A 21,206-nucleotide genomic window follows, 5' to 3' on the forward strand; every position below is an offset into this window, starting at 1 on the left:
CCCTGGAGGTACCCATGGCCGTGACGGACATCGACATCCTGGACGGGAGCCAGTCCGCCAAGGAGGGCTGGGAGAAGGACAAGCACGACCTCAACAAGGAGGCGAAGGGCGACTACCTCTACCTGACCTGGGAGAGGGACGGCACCAAGAAGCCCGTCACCGACCTCTGTGTCGTCGCGGGCAAGGACAAGCAACCCCCGCCCGGCTACTACCGGATCGGCACGGACCTCAACCAGGGGACCCCGCACGGCGAACACCTCTACCTGTGCTTCTCGAGGGAGGGAACGAAGCCCATCCTGGAACTCGCCGTGGTGCTCTCCGGCGACCAGTACGCGCCCGCCCCGGAGGGCTTCACGCGCTACGAGAAGGACCTCAACAAGGGGGCCGACGGGGAGTACGTCTACCTCTGTTACCGACGGCAGGAGTGACGGAGCCTCCGCGGCGTTCCGGCCCACCACGCGACCCGGTTCACCGGCCCGGCCGACCGGGGCGGCATTGGACCGGTGTTGGGCCGGCGGCACCTCGCCGCCGGTCCAACGGTCGTCGCCTCAGGTCTTATCGGTGATCTGCACCGAGCTGTGGTACGTCCCGTTCAACGAGCTGAAGACGAGAGTGCCGGACTCGGTCCCCACCAGAACTCCGATCGACTTGGAGCGTGGTTTCGGCGCACCGCTGTGGGCGACGTAGTACTTGATCTGCGGAGTCCGGCCTTTCCGCCATGTGATCCCTTTCGTCTTCTCGTAGCACCAATTCACCACCGTGCCACTGGGATCCTTCACGGGGATGTCCGACTCGTCGATGTAGTCGATCAGCGAAATGCTTTCGCACAACCTGTCGACCGATACCTCGACGGGATTCCCATCGTCATCGGTCGGCTGGACGGTGATCACCACGCCGATTCTGTCGTCCGGATAGACGTGGCCGGTCTCACGCCGCTGCTCCCCGGTCTCGAGCACCACCGAGAGCTTCGACACAGAGGTCCACTTGTTCGCCATCCGCCATCTCCTCACCTTGCGCCGAATGGACTGCCGAGTCGGCCCAGAATATTTCCGGCGCAGTTCGACTCCCGACTACGCCATTTCTCCGACGACAACAGGGAACGGGGCGCCCTCGGAAAGCAGAGGGCACCCCGTCTACTGTGCGGAACAGCCGTCACGCCTGCTGCTTGTAGCAGATGTAGATGAACTTCCCCTTGGCCCCCGCATTGAGGTCCTGGTCGTAGCGCGTGAAGCCCGCCGGAGCGGGCACCTTTTCGCTGTCGCCGGCGACTACGGCGAGATCCGTGATGGGCTTCGTCCCCTCCCTCGAGAAGGACAGGTAGAGGTACTTACCGCCGGCCCCCTTGTTGAGGTCCGTGCTGATCTTGTAGTAGCCGCGCGGGGGCTCCTCACTCTCGCCCTCGACGATGTAGAGGTCGGTGACGGGCTTCTTGGTACCGTTCAGCTCCCAGGCCAGGTAGAGGAATTCACCGCCGGCCCCCTCGTTGAGGTCGTGCTTGTCCTTCTCCCAGCCCTCCTTGGGGGACTGACTCCCCACCAGAATGTCGATGTCCGTCACAGCCATGCCGTACCTCCCGAAGTGCGATCGATCGGAGAAACCGGGGCGCATGCCACCAGAGCGGCCAGATGACACCACCACGCGCCGACGACCCGGAGGTCGCCAGCGCGGACGAGCCTATGCATGACCGATGCGAATAGTCTGTATACGAAATCAATTCTCGTCGACGTTCACTCGATCCGGTGAGCACCTGCCCGTTCCATCACGCCGGCCCACGCGGAGCCGAGGGTGGCGGGGTCGGGCCGGACCGCCACTCAGGGACGGCGGCGGCGGGGCATGAGGCTGTCCGGCGCAGTGTCGGGGGCAGGGCGGGTGGCGGGTGGTGAGCATGGGTGGGAAGCCGGGCTGTCGGGCCCGGCCGTTCCTGTTCGGGAAAGGGCTTGTGCTGTGCGTGGAGCAGAGAATCCTTCGGTGCGGGGCCAGTTGCGTTGGTCCGGGGGCCGGCGCGGGACGCGTGGTTCGCGGTGACGCGTGGGACGGTACTGACGGTCGATGTCGGCGGATCGGCGGGCAACGGCTCCGCCGGGAACGCCGGTGGGGGTGATCTCTCTCGTGACCGGCTGAACGGGCCGAGCAGCGCGACGAGTTCCCCCCTATTCGCCGTCGACGCCGGACGAGTCCTGCTCGACAAGGTGGTCCGACAGAAGCGTGGCCGCGTCCGGCGTCGTCGCGCGCAGCGCGACCATGCCGGCCACGATCGCCTCGCACAGCCTGGCCCGAAGTTCCCCCGTGCGCCCGGCGTCCGGCTCGGCGGCCACCAGCGCACTTGCCTGCGCACCGGCTTCCGCCAGCAGGCGGAGCCCGCTCTCGACGGCGGACTCGCCGGAGATCGCGCAGCGGTCGGCCAGCCGCGCGTGGATGCGGTCGATCTGCGCCCACACGCGGGGCTTCCCGACCCGGAGGTGGCCCTCCAACTGCCGGACGTAGTCCTTGAGACGAGGCGGGACCTTCATACCCTGCACATCGGGGATCGGCACCAGGCGCAGCTCCTGGCCCTCGCCGAGCACGAGCCGGGTGGGGTCTACGTCGACGATCGCGTGGAAGTAGCGGATGGTGCCACTGTCCCCCTCCGCACGGACGGGGTCGAAGGGCAGGAGGGCTTCGATGTCCAGCCCGGTCTCCTCGCGAAGTTCCCTACGGGCGGTCTCGTACGGTGTTTCCCCGGTCTCCGCACGGCCTCCGGGCACGACCCAGTGGGCCGGCCAGCGGATGTCCGGAAGGTCGTCCCTCAGCTGGAGCAGGATCTCGCCCCCGGGGGTGGTGATCATCGCGTCCGCACTGGTGAATTCGGCACTCATCGGTCGGGGCGTCCTCTCGGTCACGGGGCTCTTCGGCCCGCCTGGATCAACCGCACACGGTCCGGCCTACCCCGTCGATCCCCACGAAGGACCACGTGCCCGGGTCTGGACGGTGTGGTTGGGGTGGTTGGAGTTGGCGAGGGTGAACTGCCGCAGTGGTCCGAAGTGGGCCTCGATCGGGTTGGCCCAGGAGGCGTTGGTCGGAGTGAAGCACAGGTGGACGTTGTTGTGCTCCGCCCAGCGGCGGATCTTCTTGCCGTTGTGGGCGGACAGGTTGTCCAGGGTCGGGGAAGCGCTCCAGGACGTGCTCGATCCGGTCGAGTTCGGCGTCCCGTTCCGGATCGGTGGACTCCTTCCACTTCTTCGTCCGCTGAAAGGTGACGCCTCGTCCGGCGAGCAGGCAGCGCAGGGCCTCCCGGCCGATCCGGATCACCCGGCCGTGAACCTTGCGCAGGTGGGCGGTGAGCTTGCGGATCGACCAGCGGGTGAAGGGCTGCCCGAGCTCGGCGGGTCGGATGGTGGCCGTCCGGACGACGAAGTCCTCGTCGTCAGGACCGAGCAGGCGGGGACGGCCCCCCGCCCACCGAGGGTCCAGGCGGGCCAGACCGACCTCGTTGAACCGGTGGATCACATCCAACCGGCTCGGACTCCGTCACCGCCGACCCGGCCAACGAATACGGTCAGAGCACTAGGCGGCGTACCTCCCGAGGAGGACGGGCGGGCGGAGGGGCTCAGACCTCGGAGTGATCAAGGATGCGACGTCGTGCTGACGGGGGCGGGGGCCGGCCGACCTAGGCTCTACCATGATCCTGACAGCGCATCACGGCTGGTCAGGCGGTTGAGCCGAGGGACGATGACGACATACCGATACACCCTGGCCGAGCTGCGAGGGCAGCTCCGGCAGTTGGTCCTCACCGGGGCGGCGATCGCACTGGGGGTGGCCTTCCTGATCACCTCGGTCAGCGGCAGCGGGGCGCTGGTCGACTCGTTCAGCCAGACCGCCGCCGCCGAGGTCGGGCCGGCCGACATCCAGGTGACCGGGGCGCAGGCACAGGGCCCGCTGGAGCCCGGGACGGCCGACCGGGCGCGGCAGGTGCCCGGCGTGGCCGCGGTGTCGGCGCGGCTGGTCGGCCGTGGCGGGGTGCTGGCCTCCGCCGGGCGGCCGCTGGACGAGCCGGCCGTGGTCAGCTCGATCGCGGCCGACCCGGCGCTGCGCTGGCAGCTGCTCAAGGACGGCCGGTGGCCGGCTGGCCCCGGCGAGGTCCTGCTCGACGCCGACACCGCCCGGCGGGTCGACGCCCGGCCCGGCTCCGACGTCCGGCTGACCCGTGCCGACGGCACCACCGGCACCGTCCGCCTGGCCGGCACCCTGGACGGCCGCGGCGCGCCCAGCCTCGCCGGGAGCCCGGTCGTCGCGGTGCCGGACGACGCCGTGGCGCAGTACGCGACCGGCGTCGGCACCGCCCGGCTCGACCTGCGCCTCGCCCCCGGCGCCTCGCGCTCGCAGACCGCCGAGGCGCTGCGGCAGGCCCTCGGCGGCGGGGCCGAGGTCCGCACCCACGACGCCTCCGTCGCCGAGGCGACCCGGCAGAGCAGGACGCTCTACGGGGTGGTGCTGATCGCGGCGCTGTCGTTCGTGCTGATCGCCCTCGCCGTGGCCCGCATGGTCGTCGGCAACACCTTCTCCGTCGTCCTCGCCCAGCGGGCCCGCCAGCTGGCCCTGCTGCGGTGTGTGGGCGCCGACCGGGCGCAGGTCCGGCGGCTGATCCGCCGCCAGGGGCTGCTGCTCGGCACGGGCGCGTCGGTCGCCGGGGTGCTGCTCGGGACGGGGCTCTGCGCCGTCGGCACCGTGCTGGCCGGCACCGCCGACCTCGGACCGGTCCGCCTCTCCCTCACGCCGTCCCCGCTCACCTGCGTGGCGGCCGGGATGTTCGGCGTCCTGCTCACGGTGCTCGCCGTGCGCGGACCGGCGAAGGCCGCCTCGGCGGTGCCGCCCGTCGCGGCGCTCGGTGGTGCCGCCGGCGGCACCACCGGCGGCGCTGGGCTGCGCGCGGCGGCGCTGTCCGTGCTGCTCCTGGTGGCGGGCACCGCGCTGCTGGTGGCCGGGGTGGTGGCAGGGCCGCCGCTGTCGCTGCTGGCCGTCACGCTGGGCGCGATCAGCAGCTTCTTCGGGGTCCTGCGGCTCTGCCACCGTCTGCTGCCGGCGGTCGTCGCGGGGCTGGGCGTACCGGTGCGGCGGCTCTGCGGCACGGCGGGCAGGCTCGCCACCCAGCAGCTGCGGCTGAACCCGGCCCGCACCGGCGCCACCGGATCGGCCCTGCTGCTCGGCGTGACGGTGATGGTGAGCGCCGTCACCGCGCTGGAGATCACCTCCGACTCCCTCGTCCCGGCGGTCTCCGCCCGCCAGCCCGGCGTCTTCTCGGTGACCGCCCCCGGTGGCGCCCCGCTGCCGGCCGGGGCGCTGACCGTGCTCGGACGGGAGCGGACGCTCGGCGTCACGCCCGTCCGCTCGGCCACGCTGGAGATCGACGGCCGCAGCACGCTGGTGGCGGCGGCCGACCCGGCGCTGCTCGGCCCGGCCACCGACGGGGCCGACCGGGCCCGGGCGCTGGCCGACGGCACGGCCCTCAGCGGCTTCGGCGACGACGGACCGGCCGGCCCCGGCGGGAACGGTGAGCACGTGGTCGCCGGCCGGGCGGGAGCGCCCGCCGCCACCCTGCGGATCGAGCCCGGCCGCAGCGCGCTGCCGTTCGTGCTCCAGAGCGGGGCCGTCCTCTTCGTCACCCCGGCCACCCTGGAGCGGCTCGCCCCGGGGGCGGCCGTCACCACGGCCTGGATAAGCCCCGCCGCCGGGGCCGACCGGCTCGCCGCCCGCCAGGCGATGGACAGGGCCCTGGACGGGCAGCCCCGGCTCACCGTCACCGACACGGCCGCGCAGGCCGAGGGCCTGCGGTCGCTGCTGGGCCGGATGATGCTGATCAGCATGGCCCTGCTCGGCTTCTCCGTGGTGATCGCCGGCCTCGGCGTCGCCGCCACCCTGATGCTCAGCGTCAGCGAGCGCTCCCGGGAGATCGGCATGCTGCGGGCGATCGGGATGTCCCGGCAGCAGCTGCGCCGGATGCTCACCCTGGAGGCGGTCCTGCTGGCGCTGGCCGGCGCCCTGGTCGGCACCGGCCTGGGCCTGGCGTACGGCTGGGCGGCCGCCCGGTCCGTCACCTCGACCGTGGGCACGGTCGGCGGGCCGCCCGTCCTCCTGGTGCTCGCGGCCCTGGTGCTCACCGTGCTGACCGGCCTCGCCGCGGCCGTCCTCCCGGCCCGCCGGGTGGGGCGGATGACGGTGGTGGACGCGTTGCACACGGCGTGACTTCGCGGGCTCCGGGGTTCCACGGGCCCCGACGGTGGCGGTGGCGCACAGTGGCGGCGAACCGCCGCGGCCGGGCGCCCCGGCCTCCCCAGTGCTGGGACCGCGAACCTTTGCCGGGTTGCTCGTTGTGTCGGTCGGAAGGGCGGCACGGCCCCGGCTGCCGGGGCGGTGACGTACTGTCACCGCCCCAGCAGCCCAAGGGGCCCGGTCGTGGGGGCGGGTCAGTCAGGCAGTCGTAGACCCGCGGCATGACGGCGTCGGCGTCGAGCTTGGGCCACTTGCCGTCGGCGCAGCTCGTGAAGTTCTGGGTGTGGGCCCACTCGGTGCCGTTCATCGGGTCGGTGCAGCAGCTGTCGTGCGTGCCGGGGACGGTCAGCTGGGTCAACGCGAGTCCGTTGGGCAGTGCGGCCATCCAGGTGCGGCTGTTCCGCGAAGCGGTCGCCACCGTTACCGCGGACTACGGCGGACCCGCGCGCCCGGGTTCGGCCCGCCCGGTGGCGTGGCCCCAGCCCCGGCGGGCCACCGTCGAGGACCTCGCGCACGCCCCTGTCCGCGGGTCGTGGTGGTCAGCGTTCCTGGCCGGTGGCGGGCCTGGCGTCGATCTCGGCGATCAGGCCCTCGACGAGGGTCTTGATCCCGTCGCGGATCGGGCGGACGGCCTCGACGCCCTGGCCGGCCGGGTCCTCCAGCCTCCAGTCGAGGTACTTCTTGCCGGGGAAGTACGGGCAGGCGTCGCCGCATCCCATGGTGATGACGTAGTCGGAGGCCCGGACGGCCCCGGTGGTGAGCACCTTCGGCTTCTGGTCGGAGATGTCGATGCCGAGCTCGGCCATCGCCGCGACCGCGGCGGGGTTGATCCGGTCGCCGGGGAGGGAGCCGGCGGAGCGGACCTCGATCCGGTCGCCGGCGAGGTGGCGCAGGAACCCGGCGGCCATCTGGGAGCGGCCGGCGTTGTGGACGCAGACGAACAGCACGGACGCGGCGGGTGCGGTGGTCAACGTGTGAGTTCCTTCGGTGCGCGGGGCAGGCCGTGCCCGGTGCGGGCGGGCACTGGGAGGCGGCGAGGGGCCGGGGGGGAACCGGGGCTCGCTTCGCGGGCCCGGCACCGGTAACGTATCAGCCCATGGTGACGTCAGTCGATGGTGATACGAAGAGGGCTCCGGCCGCCGACCCGACCCTGGTCCTCAAGGCCCTGGCCGACCCACTGCGGATGCGCATCGTCTCCCTGCTCTCCCGGGAGGCCCTGTGCACCACGCACCTGGTCGAGGAGACCGGCGCCAAGCAGACCAACCTCTCGAACCACCTGAGGATCCTGCGCGAAGCCGGACTGGTGGACACCGAGCCCTGCGGACGCTTCACCTACTACGCGCTCCGCCCCGACGCCCTGACCGGCCTGGCGGCGGAGTTCGCCACGCTCGCCTCCGCCGCCCGCCTGACCGCCGAGGCCGGCTTCAAGCGGTCCTGCTGACCCGCGGTCCTACTGACCCGCCCCCGGCACCACCCGCAGCATCGCCGTTCCGGCCCGCCCGGCCCCGCACGAGGAGCACGATCCGTTGAACACCATGGGCGGGGCCAGACCCGCCGCCGCCGTCGACGCAACCCCTCCCCCAGTCCTCGACCAGGGCCCAGTCCTCGACCAGGGGGACCCCCTTGCCGCCGAGCCCGCGGCCGCGCCCTTGCTGAACCGCGCGGCGGCCGAGCTGATCGGCACCGCCGCCCTGGTGGCCGTCGTGGTCGGCTCCGGCATCCAGGCCGCCGGGCTCACGGAGGACGTCGGGCTGCAACTGCTGGCCAACTCGCTGGCCACCGTCCTCGGCCTCGGCGTGCTGATCCTGCTGCTCGGCCCCGTCTCCGGCGCGCACTTCAACCCCGTCGTCACCGTCGCCGAGTGGTGGACCGGCCGCCACGACCCCCTGGGCCTGCGCCCGCGCGAGGTCGCCGCGTACGTGGCCGCGCAGACCGTGGGGTCCACCCACGACCGCTCCGCCGGACACCTGCTGCTCGGCGAGGTCGTCGCCACCGCCGGACTGCTCTTCCTGATCCTCGGCCTCGCCAGGAGCGACCGGCTCCGCTTCGCCCCCGTCGCGGTCGCCTCCTACATCGGCGCCGCGTACTGGTTCACCTCCTCCACCTCCTTCGCGAACCCGGCGGTCACCGTCGGCCGGGCCTTCACCGACACCTTCGCCGGCATCGCCCCCGCCTCGGTGCCCGGCTTCGTCGGCGCCCAACTCGTCGGCGCCGTCCTCGGGCCGGCGCTGGTCGCACTCGTCTTCGACCACCACCGCCGCCGCCAACGCCACCGCACGGCCGGTACGACGTGAGCGGGGCCCGGCCCGCTCGACCTTCCGCCCCGTCGAGGCAGAGCGCGACACCCGCCGCGTTCCGCCCCGACGGGGAGCCGCCTACCCGACCTGGTTCAGCCAGGCGTCCACCGCCGTATCCGGCGCGACCATCAGGTAGTCGGCCCGGCGGTCGCCGTTGACGTCGGCGAAGCGGAGCTTGTCCCGGGTGGCGCCGCCGACTCCGGAGGCGAACACCCCCTGATTGATCCAGCCGCCGAACCCGGTGCCACCGGCGTTGGCCCAGGCCAGAACGGCTCCGTTGTCCTGGACCACGAGGTAGTCGACCCGGCCGTCCCCGTTGATGTCGGCGAAGCGGAGCTTGTCCCGGGTGGCGCCGTCCACGCCCTCCGCGAACAGGCCGCGCGGCTGCCAGGACGGGACGCCGTTGTCGCCGGGGGTGTTGCGCCAGGCGTGCACTCGCCCGGTGGAGTCGACCACAAGGTAGTCGTCGCGGCCGTCGCCGTCGTAGTCGGCGAACCTGACCAGGTCCCCGGTGACGCCCGGTACTCCCGGTGCGACCAGGCCCAGGCTGCGCCAGGACGGGACACCGCCGGTGCCCGGGGTGTTCAGCCAGGCGAACACCGCCGCGTTGTCCTGCACCACGAGGTAGTCGTCGCGGCCGTCGCCGTTGACGTCGGCGAACTGCACATGGTCCCCGGGTGCACCCGTCCCGGGCGCGATGACCCCGAGGCTGGTCCAGGAGGGCCTGCCGCCGTCCCCGGGGGTGTTCAGCCAGGCGCGGACGGCACCGTTGTCCTGCACGACCAGGTAGTCCGCGCGGTTGTCGCCGTTGATCTCCGCGAACCGGACCTGGGCACCGGACACGGCCGTGCCGGCCCCGTCGGCGCCGGGTACGTTCGATCCGGCGCCGGTGGCGATCCGGCCCCAGTTCTTCCACACCACGGGCACCACCGGCGGGGCGCACGGGTTCCCTCCCTCCTGTCCGCCGGCCACCGGCGCGAGCAGGCCCTCGGCCGCCGCGTGCGCGATGGCCTCGGTGAACGCCCGGCCCATCTTGCGGTAGCCGGTGTCGTTGGGGTGCAGCTGGTCGTACAGGTCGGCGGTGGTCACGGCGCTCATGTCGACCAGCCGCACCCGCTTGCCCTGTGCGGCCATCCGCTGGACGAGCGGGACGATGCTCCGGTTGTACTCCTGGATGCGCGCGCCCACGTCCGGCTTGGTGGAGGGCACCAGCGTCGCGACCAGCACGGTCACGCCGGGCAACAGGTGGAGCGTCCGGTCCACCAGGGCGTCCAGGCGCACCGGCGCCGAGTCGACGAGGTAGTTCTGGTTCATGTCGTTCGTGCCGGCGTGCAGAGTGACGATGTTCGGCCGGTAGTACGGCAGCGAGCACTCGGCGAGGTCCGCGATCTGGTCGATGCGCCAGCCGGAGTGGCCTTCGTGGTCGTCGTCGGGCAGGAGGCCGGCGGACTGCGAGCCGACGAAGTCCACCTCGTCGTTCTGCGACTTCAGCGCGTCCCACAACTCGGCCCGGTAGCTGGACGTCGTCCTGCTGCCGGTGCCCAGCGTGATCGAGTCGCCGAGCGGCATCACCCGCACCTGGGCGAGGGACAGCGGGACGCCCCGGCGGTTCGCCTCGGCGACGACCGCCGCCCAGATCCGCGCCGACAGGGTCGTGAACATGGCGCCGCCGGCGGCGACGAGGTCGCTGATGGTCTCGCCTGCCCACGAGCGGATGGACGTGGCCAGGCTCTGCAGCCCGCGGCCGACGGTCGCCGCCGCCCCGGCCAGGTTCTTGACCATCCAGGGCTTGCCCACGTCCCATCCGGCACCGGGGAGCAGCGCTCCGACCAGCCCGAACGCGAGCGCCTCAGCCCACAGCTGGGGGTCGGTGGCAGCGCGGCCCTGGAAGTAGGCGGTCATCATGTAGCCGGTGAAGGTCCCGAAGCCCTGGGAGGCGGCCGAGCAGAAGTCGACGAACAGGGCTTCGGCGGGCGGAGGGGCGAAGGAGATGCAGAGCCCGAAGACGGCCGCGCGGACCGCGGTCGCCGTCACGAGGACGGCGACCGCCCTGAGCCATGTCCCCCAGGACGCCTGGCCGACCTCCGAACGCGGGACGACCACCGCGATGCCGTGGTCCGTCGCCCGGAGCGTGCCGTCGAAGGAGAAGTCGTCGACCGAGTCGATGTCGACCAGGTCGAGCGGCGCGCCCTGGAAGTACTGCCGCTGACTTCTCATCAGGTCCAGCGCCTGGTTGCTCAGCCGCACCCCCGGGCGGTGCACCCGGTCGATCGCGTCCTGCATCATCGCCTGGTTCACGCCGTCGAAGACGTAGTCGATCACTACGTCATCGGCGGCGACGTTCAACATCGGGTGCGCGGCCCGTGCCTCGTCGCCGCAGGTGACGCGCGACCCGCCCGCCCGCAGTGACGCCGGCGGCCACCGGCAGCCCGCAGGCGGAGTGGACGTCCCGCGCGGACGGGGCCGGTGTGATCCCCTTGGCCAGACCCAACGCCAGGACCACGGCCAGCCCCAGCGCGAGCAGGGAGAACGACGGACGCGGCACCCGCCCGCGTGCGCGGGGTCCCGCGCGGTGGCTTCTCATGTGAACTCACTTCCGTGGCCCGGCCGCTCGGAGCGGGCGATCGTCGCTCGGAGCGGGGCGGTCGTCCTGGGACGCGGGGTGCGTCCGCGACCGCATCGTGGCGCATCCCGCCCCGCCCCAGGCGCGGGGCGCCACATCATCAGCCACTGTTCACCGTCCGTACGACGACCCGGCCGACCCGCGCCCGGGAGTCGCCCGGCCCACCTGCAAGCCGTCGTTCTCCGGTGTCCTCACCACAGCCGGGTCCCGAGGTCCCGGCCGTGAAGCGGGCGGCAGGCCCCGGTCCGCCATGGCCAATGTCCCCGGGCGCGTGGGCGCCGCGGCGGCCGTGTCCTATTCTGGGGGTCATGTCGAACACTGACAGGCTGCTCGTCGACATCGCCGCGATGGTCGAGTCCGAGCACAGCAACCAGATGTCCCTGACCGTGGTGGTCCCCGGAGCGGTGATCACCGGCAGGCTCGCGCCGGTGGCCCTGTGGCTGGAGCGGGTGGCAGAGGTCCTCCACGCCTCGGAACATCTGAAGCCGTTCGCCGTCCTCTTCGCCCCTCCCTCCGACGCCCCGCCCGAGCGGCCCACCCACCTCCACCTCCACCGGGCAAAGATCCTCCAGGGCGACTTCGGACTCCCTCACACCGGAGGCATGTACCGCATCGCTATCGAAGACATCAGCAGCTGGACCATCGGCGACCTCAGCTACTCCGACAGCTGACAGTCGACCGAGGTCCTACCGATCTTGGCGGATCCGGGCGTCGAACAGGCCGAGTCGATCAAGGAGCACCAAGCCCCCGCTCGCTGTCCGTCCTGACCCGGCCAAGGGATTCCGAAAGGATTCCGTAGACAACGCATTGAAGTCCGGAAGTTCTCGATCTTGCGGTGTTCACTTCCCTTGGCTCTGTTGATCAAGTGATATGGACACCCAGGAAGGCAGTACCGGCCCGGATCGCAGCCGTTCTCACGGCTGTCGTACTGGGCGCCTCGTTGCTCAGCGCAGCGGAGGTGATGGTCCCCACCAAGGCGGCCGCCTTGGTGGGGGCCACGCAGGAACCGGCGGCCAGGACCCCCGACCAGGTCGCCCACGACTGCGACCACCCGGTTCCGGTCGCCCCCGTACGGTCAAGGCGAGCGGCGGCTGCTTCACGATCCGCAACAAGAACGGCCGGTGCCTGACCGCCCCCTGGAACAGCGGAAGACGTACGCCGTCATCGGGGCGGTGACCGGCCCCGGGCCCAAGCGGGCCGTCATCTCCTCGATGACGGTTGCCCGGACAGCCGGTCCGTCACCGCGCTCCTCGACGGCCGCGCGCACTGGTGTCCCGGTGAGGTAGCCGGTGGCAAGGTCGGCGGTCGACGCGGCCCGGCCCTGAAGCGTCAGCTCCTGCTCCTCCTCGACGGTGAAACCGGCAGCCGCCAGATCAGCGACCACGACAGCGGGGTCGGCGTAGCCGTGCGGAACCTTAGCGAAGAATCGCGGTGGGTCGACCGGAAGAGCCCGCTCCAACCCTGCCTGCAGCGCGACTTCGAAGGCGTGCGTCCCGAGTGGGCCCCAGGTGTTGAACAGGAACCGGCCGCCCGGGGCCAGCACCCGCCGAACCTCCGTGAAGGCCGCTACCCGGTCGGGAAAGAACATCACGCCGAACTGGCAGACCACCAGGTCAAAGCCTCCGTTCGGGAACGGCACCCGCTGCGCGTCGGCCTGCCGCCACACCGCTCCCGGCGCCCGGCGCCCGGGCCGACCCGAAAGCGACCATGGCCTCGTTCAGGTCGGTGGCCGTCACTTCGGCCGAGGGTGCCGCTACGAGCAAACTCGATGTCAACACGCCGGTCCCCGCAGCCAGTTCGAGGATCCGCCGAGGACGGAGTGCCGCCGCCCTCGCGGTCAGCTCTTCGGCGAAAGGCCGGAAGACCACCGGCACAAGGTACTGCTCATAGGCCGCCGGCATCGACTCGGACCACCGCTGGTCGGCATTGATTCCCGTCACCCTCATGACGGTAGTGCCGTGCCCGGACACCTCTGCCCTGCCGCGCCGCCGTGCAGCCTGGAGACGGCTCTGCCTGACAACGCGGCAGGGCGGACGTTCTCCGACACGGCACTGGTCGGGAACCTTTCCCGACCCTGTCTCTTTTCCCGACCAGTGCCGGGAGAAGGTGCGGCCGACGCCGGGAGCGGTCATCGGGCGTGCGGAACCGATCGCACCGACCGGGACGGTGGAGCACTGTGCCGACCCGGCGCAGGCGGTCCGGCCCTCCGGGAGCGCGCCCCCACCGCGCCCGCTCCTGGACCGAGGCCGCCATCAGCCGGCCGCCGACCCGCAGGCCGTGATCTCGCGGTGCGCCGCTCGTTGGTACAGGTGCCCCTGACACCCCCCGAGAGAGGACAGCCCCGTGCCCGAGACCGACGAGTACGCCGACGAGCAGCCCGAACTGGTCGTCCGCAGGGTCGCAGACCCGCAGGCCGACAGCGCGGACCCCGCCGAGAACGCGGACGGCCAGGACTCCGGACCGCAGGCGCAGACGCGCAGCGGCACCATGATGGACCAGGGCCAGATGTAGCCCGCCGCCGGGGGAGGGCGGGGCCGCCTCCTGGCGCCCCGCCCTCCCCCGGCCGCTGCGTCACATGCCCAGTTCGGCAGCGTCGACGCACCCGGCCCGGGCAAGGTCGCGCTCGGGACCGGGCTGTCGGGCTGTACGGACACCGGGCTGTTCCCCGGCGCGGGTTCGTCAACTGCTGGGTTAACGACCGTTGCGGTCTCGGCCGTTGTTCCTCCCGTTGGCATGACGGGATGCTTGATCCGTTCGCAGGACAGACAGGCGAAGGAGCAATGCAGACATGCCCGTTCCCACTCTCGGGGGGTGCCGCTCACGATGAATGTCGTCGCTTCCACCGTGACGCTGAGCGTCATCGATCCGGGTGCCTCCAGCCGGTTCTTCACCACGCATCTCGGCTATCGGGAGCTGCTGGCGGACGGGGAGTCGGTGGTTCTCGGCCGGGACGATGGCGCCCCGGATGTGCTGTTACGGCAGCGGGACCTCGAACTGCCGCCCGGGCCGGGGCCGGTCGGGGTGCTGGTCTCGTTCGCCGTGACCGGCCTCGCCGCCGAGCACGAACGGCTGCGGCGGGAGGGCGCCAACATCACCGTCCCGCTGCACCGCGAGCCGTGGGGTGAGCAGTTGCTGGAACTCACCGATCCCAACGGCATCGTGGTCCAGCTGACGGAGTGGATTCCCCCCGCCGGCACCTGACCTGCCGCCGGCTGACCCGATACGTGACCCGACAACTGACCCGACACCCGCCCCGCCGCCGGGATCGTCATCACGTGCCGCCCGAGGTCGCCCCGGAGCTCGCGGCGAGCATCTCACGGGCCTGCGTCGCGGTGCGGCTGAGGCTCTCGGAGACGAAGTCGAGGACGCGGACGATGTTCTCCAGGCGCGCGGCGGCGGGGCTGTGGGAACCGAGGACGCCGATGCCTTGGCGCGCGGTCTCGACGAGGTGGGCGGTGGAGCGGGCGGCCGCCATCATCGTCCGGTACCAGACGTCGTCGTCGACGGTGTAGCGCTCGCGGCGCCGTTCGCCGCGATCCCGGCGGACGAGGCCCTGGCCGTCGAGGAATGCGACCGCTTTGGAGACGGATGCCGGGCTGACCTGGAGGTGCCGGGCGAGTTCGGCCGCGGTGAGGCTGCCGGACTCGGCGAGGGTGAGGCAGGCCAGGACGCGGGCCATCATCGCGGGCAGGCCCGAGGCCACGAGGACGCCGGCGAGCGTCTCCTCGTACGCCCGTACGGCTTCGGGGTCGCGTCCGCGGGCGGGCGGGCGCGGCTGCGGCCTTCGGGGGGTGACCCGGCCGCGGCGGCGGGCCCGGCGTTCGGTGGCGCTGTGGGCCAGGTCGGCGCGGTAGCCGGTGGGGCCTCCGTTGCGCATCACCTCACGGGTGACGGTCGAGGTCGGACGGTCGAGACGCCTGGCGATCTCCGCGTAGGCGAGGCCGTCGGCCAGCCCCAGCGCGATCCGTCGCCGTTCCTGCTGAGTGAGTCTGCTTCCCGGCATCGCCGTCCCCCTTCACGTTCCCCGAGGGGTCGAAAGTAGCGCCCACCGCCCATCCAGTGCAACGATCGGCAACATCTTCGTTGCATTAGATGCATACTTGTTGCAACGATAAATGCGCTTTCACCTGCACAGATGCAGACAGTAAGCAGCGGGCAGATTGCATGATTTACGAAGGCAACGTAGCGTTTCCGTAGTCAGAAACACGAAACCACAGGAGAGCACCATGCAGAAGTTCGACACCCCCGCCCCGGTCTCCGTCGTCCTCGACGTCCCCGCCGGGCGGCTCCGGTTCACCGCCACCGACCGCTCCGACACCACGGTCGAGGTCCTGCCCCTGGACGCCTCGAAGAGCCGCGACGTCAAGGCGGCGGAGCAGACCGGGATCACCTACGCCGACGGCGTCCTGCGGATCGAAGCGCCGCAGGCGAACCGGGTCCTCGGCTCCGTCGGGTCGGTCGAGGTGACGGTCGGACTGCCCGCCGGCTCGCACCTTCGGGCAAAGGCGGCCAGCGCCGAACTCCTCGGAGACGGACGGCTCGGCGACGTCACCTTCGAAAGCTCGAACGGCACCGTCGAGCTCGACGAGACCGCGAGCGCCCGTCTCGCCCTCCTCGCCGGGGACATCACGGTCGGCCGCCTCGGCGGCCCCGGCGAGATCAGCACCGAGAAGGGCGACATCCGCATCACCGAAGCCGTGCACGGCGTGGTGACGCTGCGCACCGTGTCCGGCGACCTGACCGTCGGCGCCGCCCGCGGAGTCTCCGCCGCCCTGGACGCCGGCACCACGTCGGGCCGGATCCACAACAGCCTCCGCAACACCGACGGCACCCCCGCCCTGGCCATCCGCGCCACCACCGCCCACGGCGACATCACCGCCCGCAGCCTCTGACGCACCGTCGCCGCACCCGGACAGCGCACCCAGTAAGGACCACACCCATGAGCACCGCCCAGGACTACCAGGCCGCGGAGCAGTTCCTCCACCGCCCTGCCCGCCCCGGCGAACTCGTCGGCGGCGACAAGGTCAGGCCGCAGTGGATCGACGGCGGCGCACGGTTCTGGTACTCGGTGAGCGACGGCGGCGGCCAGTGCGGCGGCGGCCGGCGGTTCGTCCTGGTCGACCCGGCAGCGGGCACCCGTGAGCCGGCCTTCGACCACGCCCGGCTCGCCGCCGCACTGGCCACCGCCTCCGGGCAGCCGGTCGACCCCGGGGCCCTGCCGCTCATGGCGGTCCGACCGACCGGGAACGTCGTGGAGTTCGCCGCCCTCGGCGGGTACTGGCGCTGCCGCCTCGACGACTACACCTGCGAGCCGGCGGAGTCCACGCCGCCGGGCAGCCCCCTGGAGGTGCCGTCCCCCGATGGGAAGCTCACAGTCGCCCGGCGGGGACACGACCTGTGGGCGCGCTCACTGTCCGACGGCCGCGAGTGGGCACTGACCACCGACGGCGCGCCCGACCACCAGTACGGCACCGGCCCGGCGAGCACCGCCAACACCACTCTGCTGCGCAGGATCGGCCTGCCGTACCTGCCGCCCGCGGTGGCCTGGTCGCCCGACTCGACGCGGGTGCTGACGCACCGGACGGACGAACGCGGCGTCCGGCGGACCCACCCGGTGGCGGCACGGCCCGCCGACGGCNCCCAGCGGAACGCCCACCCCGGGGACGAGACCGTGCCGCAGGCCGAACTGGTCGTGCTGGACGTCGCCGCGGGCACGGTGGTCCGAGCGCGGACCGAGCCGCTGCCCATGCCGCAGGTGTCGCCGATCGCCACCAAGTGGGCGTGGTGGGCCGAGGACGGCTCGGCGGTGTACTACCTGGCCCGCCCCCGCGGCCCGCGCGCGCTCTCCCTGCACCGGCTGGACCCGGCGACCGGCGAGGTCACCACCGTGCTCAGCGAGAGCGACGACACCCGGGCCGAGCCCAACCAGTGGCTGTACGAGCCGCCGATCGTGCGGGTGCTCGCCGACGAGGTGCTCTGGTACTCGCGGCGGGACGGCTGGGGCCACCTCTACCGGTACGACCTGCACACCGGCGCGCTGCTCGGCCAGGTCACCTCCGGGCCGTGGACGGTGCGACAGATCCTGCGCGTCGACGAGGCCGAGCGGGTCGTGTACTTCACCGCTACCGGACGGGTCGAGGAGGACCCGCACCGCCGCACGGTGTGCCGGGCCGCGCTGGACGGCCCCCGCTTCGGCTCCGGGGCCGGCTTCGGCTTCAGTCTCGCCTTCGGCTTCGGTTTCGGCTCGGGCTTGGGCCCCGGCTCCGGCCTCGGCCCGGGCTCCGGCTTCGGCTTCGCCGAACTCACGGACGACGAGCTGGACCACGCCGTCACCGTGGCGGACGGCCAGGAGTACTTCATCGACTCCGCGTCCACCGTCGACACCCCGCCGGTGACCCGCGTCCGCGACTGGACCGGGCGGGTACTGGTCGAGCTGTTCGGCTGAGCGCCGCGGCACTGAACCGACGGCCGGTCAGCCCCGGCGGAGCTTGTGCCGATCGGCCCAGGCGGCGATGGCGGCGCCGATCGCGAGGGGGTGGTCCTCCGGGGTGTGGTGGCCGGCGACCACGTCGTGGTGCTCGATCTCCAGGCCGGCGATGTTCTCCGCGCACCAGTCGACGATCGCCGGGCCCATCATGGCGCCGGGGCCGGCCGCGAAGGTGAGGAGCAGCTTGGGCACCTCCGCGCTGGCCGCCAGCCACCGGTCGTAGGCCTCGATCCTGGCGACGACATCGGCGGGTTCGCCTCCCAGCGGCATCGAGCGCGGCCACTGCAGCAGCGGGCGGCGGCTCTCCCTGGTGGGGTACGGGGCCCGGTAGACGTCCAGGTCGGCCGGGGCGAGCGGGGTGGCGACGGTGCCGGGCAGCGCCTGCTCGATGAAGGCGTTGTCGTCCAGGATCAGGGCCTCGCCGACCTCGGGCGTCTTGATCGCCTCGAACAGCGGGCGGCCGCCCTCGGGGAACTCCTCCCAGGTCATCGGCTTGACGATGGTCTCGGTGAACGCGATGCCGCGCACGCGTCCGGGGTGCCGGGCGGCCCAGTCGAAGGCGAGGGCGCCGCCCCAGTCGTGTCCGACCAGCACCACCTCGTCCAGGCCGAGCAGGTCGAACCAGGCGTCCAGGTAACGGGCGTGGTCGGCAAAGGTGTAGGCGAGGTCCGGCTTGCCCGACTCCCCCATGCCGATCAGGTCCGGGGCCAGCAGCCGGCCCGGTCCGCCGACGGCGGGGAGGACGTCCCGCCACAGGTGGGAGGAAGTGGGGTTGCCGTGCAGGAAGACCATCGGCGAACCGGCGCCGAACTCCCGGTGGAACATGGTGGAGTCGAGTACGGGCTGGACGGGCATGAGGGCGGAGCCTTTCGAGCGTGCGACTGTCGGCGGGAGTTCGCCGGAAATGCGGGGGCGGCAGGGCTCTGCGGGTCGGCGGATCGACGGATCGGCGAGGTCCCGTTGCTGGAGGAACGGCCCGGCATTCCAACGTGGGGAAGGCTATGTTTCGTCCAGGTGCGGGTCAATCAATTCGAGGCCACGACCGGCCGATTCCCCAGGTCAGCGCCGTGCAATTGTTGCAATGGGAATGCCGGCGAATGCACGGCCGGGGTTGCGGACTCGGCCGTTGATTCTCGAAGTACTTCTCCGCTGTACATCTCCGCCGTACGTCTCCCCTGTACTTCTCCGCCGTAGTCCTCCGCCGCGGGCAGTGGCGTACCGGGCTTTCCCTCCGGCGTCAGAGTGTGCCGAGGTCGCGGACGACCTGCGCGAAGGCGCGGATGAGGTCGTTCTCCGATTCGCCGTGCCACACCAGCCCGTAGTCCAGCGCGTCCATGTCGTGGACGGGCAGCCACTCGATGTCCGGTCGGGCCCAGTAGCGGCTCACGTGGACGGGGAAGGTGTTCACGACCTCGCCGGCGCTGATGAGGGTGAAGATGTCGTCGATGCTGTCGACCTCCGGGCCCCGCTCGATCACCCGGCCCTTGGGGGTGTGCGGCGGCGTGTAGCTGTCGGCCCAGTAGTCGGGGAGGGTCTGGTTGGAAGTGGTGCGGAAGTCGCCGAGCATCTCCAGGCTTGCCGAGGCGCGTCCGGCCAGCTCGTGGTCGAGGGACACCGCCAGCACTCTGGTCTCGGCGAACATCTTCGGGCCGGTGACCAGGTCGGGTTCCAGGACGGGGAGCCAGGAGACCAGGATGTCGATGTCCCCGCGGCGCAGTCCCGCGAAAGGCTCGACGAACGGGGCGTGCCGCAGCTTGAGCCCCCATTGGGGGTGGCGGGTGCGGAAGGTCTCCCAGTAGTGGCGCAGCTCGTGGGCGTTGGCGGGGATCATGCCGATCCGCAGCGAGTCGGTCTTGCCCTGGGCGGCCAGCCGGGCCCGCTCCAGGCTCTCCTTCAGGCCCCGGTAGATCGGCACCAGGTCCTTCCGCAGCTGTTCGCCGGCGGGCGTCAGCCGCACGTTGCGGCTGTCGCGCTGGAACAACTCGGCGCCGATGCTGCGTTCCTGCTGCTTGATGGCCTGACTGACGCGCGCGGTCGACACGTAGAGCCGTTGGGCGGTCCGTCCGAAGTGCAGTTCCTCGGCCAGCGTCAGAAATATCTCGATGTCCCGCAGTTCCATGGCTTCCCGCCCCCGATGACCAGGCACTCGACCCCGACGAGCGCGAGCAAGAGTGGCATGCCGGCGCCCTCGGCCGCAACGCCGGAACGATCTTCGGCGGGCCGCCCTCGGCGGTGAACCCGCAGTTCAGAGGGGCGGGGAGAGGAGTCGGGCGCCCCGAGTGGACGGCCGGTCGACCTGTTGAGCGGCAGGTCAACAGGCCTTCGCTCGCGGTGATCTGACGTATCGACATCCGGCCCCCGGCGCGGGGAGCCGGCGTTCCCTTGGCAGACCCCCTCCTCGGCCCCTGGTCAGGTGTGCTGTGCGAGGAAGGCGGCGAGTTCCTTGTCGTAGGCGTCGGGATCGGCGTTCCAGGCGCCGGTGTGACTCGCTCCTTCGACGGTGACGAGGGTGACCTTGTCGGGCCAGTCACGGGCGAACTCGGCGCTGGTGGCGTACGGCACGACGGTGTCGCCGGTGCCGTGGAAGAGCAGGACGGGCTGTTCGGGGCCGCCGGTGCGGCGGTTGGCCGCCAGGGCGTCGACGTCGTCGAAGTCCACGTCGGCGCGCAGGCCGACGATCCCGGCTTCGAGGGCGGCGACGGGTGCGGGCACGCCGAGGCCGGCGGCGACGGTGTCGAGGGCCGCGCGGTAGTCCAGGGCGGGCGAGTCCAGGACGACGGCGCTCACGGCGCCGGTGTCGGCGGCGCGCTGAAGGTAGGTCTCGACGATGCCCCCACCCATCGAGTGGCCGAACAGGACGACGCCGGTGGCCCCGTGGTCGCGGGCGTACCGCACGGCGGCGTCGAGGTCGCGCCACTCGGTGTCGCCGAAGTGGCGCTTGCCGCTGCTGTCCCGGGGGGCGCCGGGGTCGTTGCGGTAGGTGATGTCGAGGACGGGGTGGCCGAGTTCGTGCAGTGCGGGCATGGTGCGCAGTCCGGCGGCGCGGCCGGCGCCGAGGCCGTGGACCTGGACGACCCAGGTCGTGTCGGTGCCGGGGAGGAACCAGGCGGGCATCGGACCGAGTTCGCCGGGGTAGGTGACGTCCTGGTAATCGAGACCGAGGGCCTGCCGGGGGTCGCAGGCCCAGACGGTGACGACCACCTTGGCCTTGGCCCCCGGCGTGGGCGGCGTTCCGGTGGCGAGTTCGCGGGTGACGGTGTCGCCGTTGGAGGCAAGGACGGCACCGAGGATGCCCTGGCGGCGCCGGTCGCTCCCCTTGTCCTGCCAGATCAGGCCGTAGGTGCCGCGGTAGCGGCTGTCGTCGGTGGCGGGGAGGGTCACCGTTCCCAGGGCGGAGGCGATGATGCGGGTGTTGAGCGGGGTGTCGTCCATGGGCCGGACGAACCGGCCCGCGGCCAGCCAGAACAGACCGGCGGTGGCGCCGAGGGCGAGGAGAAGGACGCCCGCCAGGCCGGCGAGCAGACGCCGGCGCAGCCGGGAGCGGCGGCTCCGG

The 21,206-nt window shown here is 72.0% G+C and carries 18 protein-coding genes and 2 pseudogenes; 9 read left to right on the forward strand and 11 right to left on the reverse strand.

Annotated elements, in window-relative coordinates:
* The first annotated feature begins 14 nt into the window (after positions 1-14).
* On the forward strand, positions 15-428 hold the full coding sequence (locus tag VR45_RS10870; RefSeq protein WP_045939493.1) for a hypothetical protein: 414 nt from the start codon (positions 15-17) through the stop codon (positions 426-428).
* A gap of 120 nt (positions 429-548) precedes the next feature.
* On the opposite strand, the gene VR45_RS10875 is transcribed toward VR45_RS10870, so the two are convergent.
* The 4 genes and pseudogenes from VR45_RS10875 to VR45_RS43930 all read right to left on the reverse strand — a co-directional run.
* On the reverse strand, positions 549-995 hold the full coding sequence (locus tag VR45_RS10875; RefSeq protein WP_045939494.1) for a hypothetical protein: 447 nt from the start codon (positions 993-995) through the stop codon (positions 549-551).
* Between the two features lie 157 nt (positions 996-1,152).
* On the reverse strand, positions 1,153-1,563 hold the full coding sequence (locus tag VR45_RS10880; protein WP_045939495.1) for a hypothetical protein: 411 nt from the start codon (positions 1,561-1,563) through the stop codon (positions 1,153-1,155).
* 587 nt (positions 1,564-2,150) lie between these two features.
* Entirely contained in the window at positions 2,151-2,855 is a 705-nt protein-coding gene (locus VR45_RS42220) for an NUDIX domain-containing protein (RefSeq protein WP_052709001.1), read from the reverse strand.
* Positions 2,856-2,954: 99 nt separating this feature from the next.
* Positions 2,955-3,492, reverse strand: a pseudogene (locus VR45_RS43930) (helix-turn-helix domain-containing protein); the annotation flags it as partial.
* 216 nt (positions 3,493-3,708) lie between these two features.
* Here VR45_RS43930 and VR45_RS10890 point away from each other — a divergent pair.
* Entirely contained in the window at positions 3,709-6,219 is a 2,511-nt protein-coding gene (locus VR45_RS10890; protein WP_078896411.1) for an FtsX-like permease family protein, read from the forward strand.
* 566 nt (positions 6,220-6,785) lie between these two features.
* Here VR45_RS10890 and VR45_RS10895 read toward each other — a convergent pair.
* On the reverse strand, positions 6,786-7,217 hold the full coding sequence (locus VR45_RS10895) for an arsenate reductase ArsC (protein ID WP_045939497.1): 432 nt from the start codon (positions 7,215-7,217) through the stop codon (positions 6,786-6,788).
* Between the two features lie 125 nt (positions 7,218-7,342).
* Here VR45_RS10895 and VR45_RS10900 point away from each other — a divergent pair, with 125 nt between their 5' ends.
* Both VR45_RS10900 and VR45_RS10905 read left to right on the forward strand, forming a co-directional pair.
* Positions 7,343-7,687: a metalloregulator ArsR/SmtB family transcription factor gene (locus VR45_RS10900; protein WP_045939498.1), complete on the forward strand. Its 345-nt coding sequence runs from the start codon at positions 7,343-7,345 to the stop codon at positions 7,685-7,687.
* Between the two features lie 85 nt (positions 7,688-7,772).
* Positions 7,773-8,540 carry an aquaporin gene (locus VR45_RS10905; RefSeq protein ID WP_234325929.1) on the forward strand — a complete coding sequence of 256 codons (768 nt, stop codon included), beginning with the start codon at positions 7,773-7,775 and terminating at the stop codon, positions 8,538-8,540.
* 81 nt (positions 8,541-8,621) lie between these two features.
* Here the strand turns inward: VR45_RS10905 and VR45_RS10910 are convergent, their stop codons facing one another.
* Positions 8,622-10,892, reverse strand: coding sequence for an FG-GAP-like repeat-containing protein (locus VR45_RS10910; protein WP_052709002.1), 2,271 nt, complete (start codon positions 10,890-10,892; stop codon positions 8,622-8,624).
* 582 nt (positions 10,893-11,474) lie between these two features.
* Here VR45_RS10910 and VR45_RS10915 point away from each other — a divergent pair.
* Positions 11,475-11,837, forward strand: a complete 363-nt coding sequence (locus VR45_RS10915; protein ID WP_045939499.1) for a hypothetical protein — start codon at positions 11,475-11,477, stop codon at positions 11,835-11,837.
* 425 nt (positions 11,838-12,262) lie between these two features.
* Here the strand turns inward: VR45_RS10915 and VR45_RS10920 are convergent.
* Positions 12,263-13,067: pseudogene (locus tag VR45_RS10920) on the reverse strand (class I SAM-dependent methyltransferase).
* A gap of 442 nt (positions 13,068-13,509) precedes the next feature.
* Between VR45_RS10920 and VR45_RS46835 the strand changes: the two are divergent.
* Together VR45_RS46835 and VR45_RS10925 are read left to right on the forward strand one after the other, a co-directional pair.
* A complete protein-coding gene (locus VR45_RS46835) occupies positions 13,510-13,677 on the forward strand; it encodes a hypothetical protein (RefSeq protein WP_159394178.1) in 168 nt (55 codons plus the stop codon).
* Positions 13,678-13,989: 312 nt separating this feature from the next.
* On the forward strand, positions 13,990-14,367 hold the full coding sequence (locus tag VR45_RS10925) for a VOC family protein (RefSeq protein ID WP_045939510.1): 378 nt from the start codon (positions 13,990-13,992) through the stop codon (positions 14,365-14,367).
* A 70-nt stretch (positions 14,368-14,437) separates the two neighbouring features.
* Here the strand turns inward: VR45_RS10925 and VR45_RS10930 are convergent, their stop codons facing one another.
* Positions 14,438-15,169, reverse strand: a complete 732-nt coding sequence (locus VR45_RS10930; protein WP_045939500.1) for a helix-turn-helix domain-containing protein — start codon at positions 15,167-15,169, stop codon at positions 14,438-14,440.
* Positions 15,170-15,392: 223 nt separating this feature from the next.
* Here VR45_RS10930 and VR45_RS10935 point away from each other — a divergent pair, with 223 nt between their 5' ends.
* Entirely contained in the window at positions 15,393-16,058 is a 666-nt protein-coding gene (locus VR45_RS10935) for a DUF4097 family beta strand repeat-containing protein (protein WP_045939501.1), read from the forward strand.
* 47 nt (positions 16,059-16,105) lie between these two features.
* A complete protein-coding gene (locus VR45_RS10940; RefSeq protein ID WP_107084158.1) occupies positions 16,106-17,611 on the forward strand; it encodes a DPP IV N-terminal domain-containing protein in 1,506 nt (501 codons plus the stop codon).
* 27 nt (positions 17,612-17,638) lie between these two features.
* On the opposite strand, the gene VR45_RS10945 is transcribed toward VR45_RS10940, so the two are convergent.
* The 3 genes from VR45_RS10945 to VR45_RS10955 all read right to left on the reverse strand — a co-directional run.
* A complete protein-coding gene (locus VR45_RS10945) occupies positions 17,639-18,508 on the reverse strand; it encodes a haloalkane dehalogenase (RefSeq protein WP_045939502.1) in 870 nt (289 codons plus the stop codon).
* A gap of 382 nt (positions 18,509-18,890) precedes the next feature.
* Complete coding sequence (locus VR45_RS10950) at positions 18,891-19,772, reverse strand: LysR family transcriptional regulator (RefSeq protein ID WP_045939503.1); 882 nt, start codon at positions 19,770-19,772, stop codon at positions 18,891-18,893.
* 290 nt (positions 19,773-20,062) lie between these two features.
* On the reverse strand, positions 20,063-21,206 hold a 1,144-nt coding region (locus VR45_RS10955; RefSeq protein WP_052709003.1), incomplete at its 5' end, for an alpha/beta fold hydrolase.

Source organism: Streptomyces sp. NRRL S-495 (genome assembly GCF_000966955.1).
GTDB classification, from domain to species: domain Bacteria; phylum Actinomycetota; class Actinomycetes; order Streptomycetales; family Streptomycetaceae; genus Kitasatospora; species Kitasatospora purpeofusca.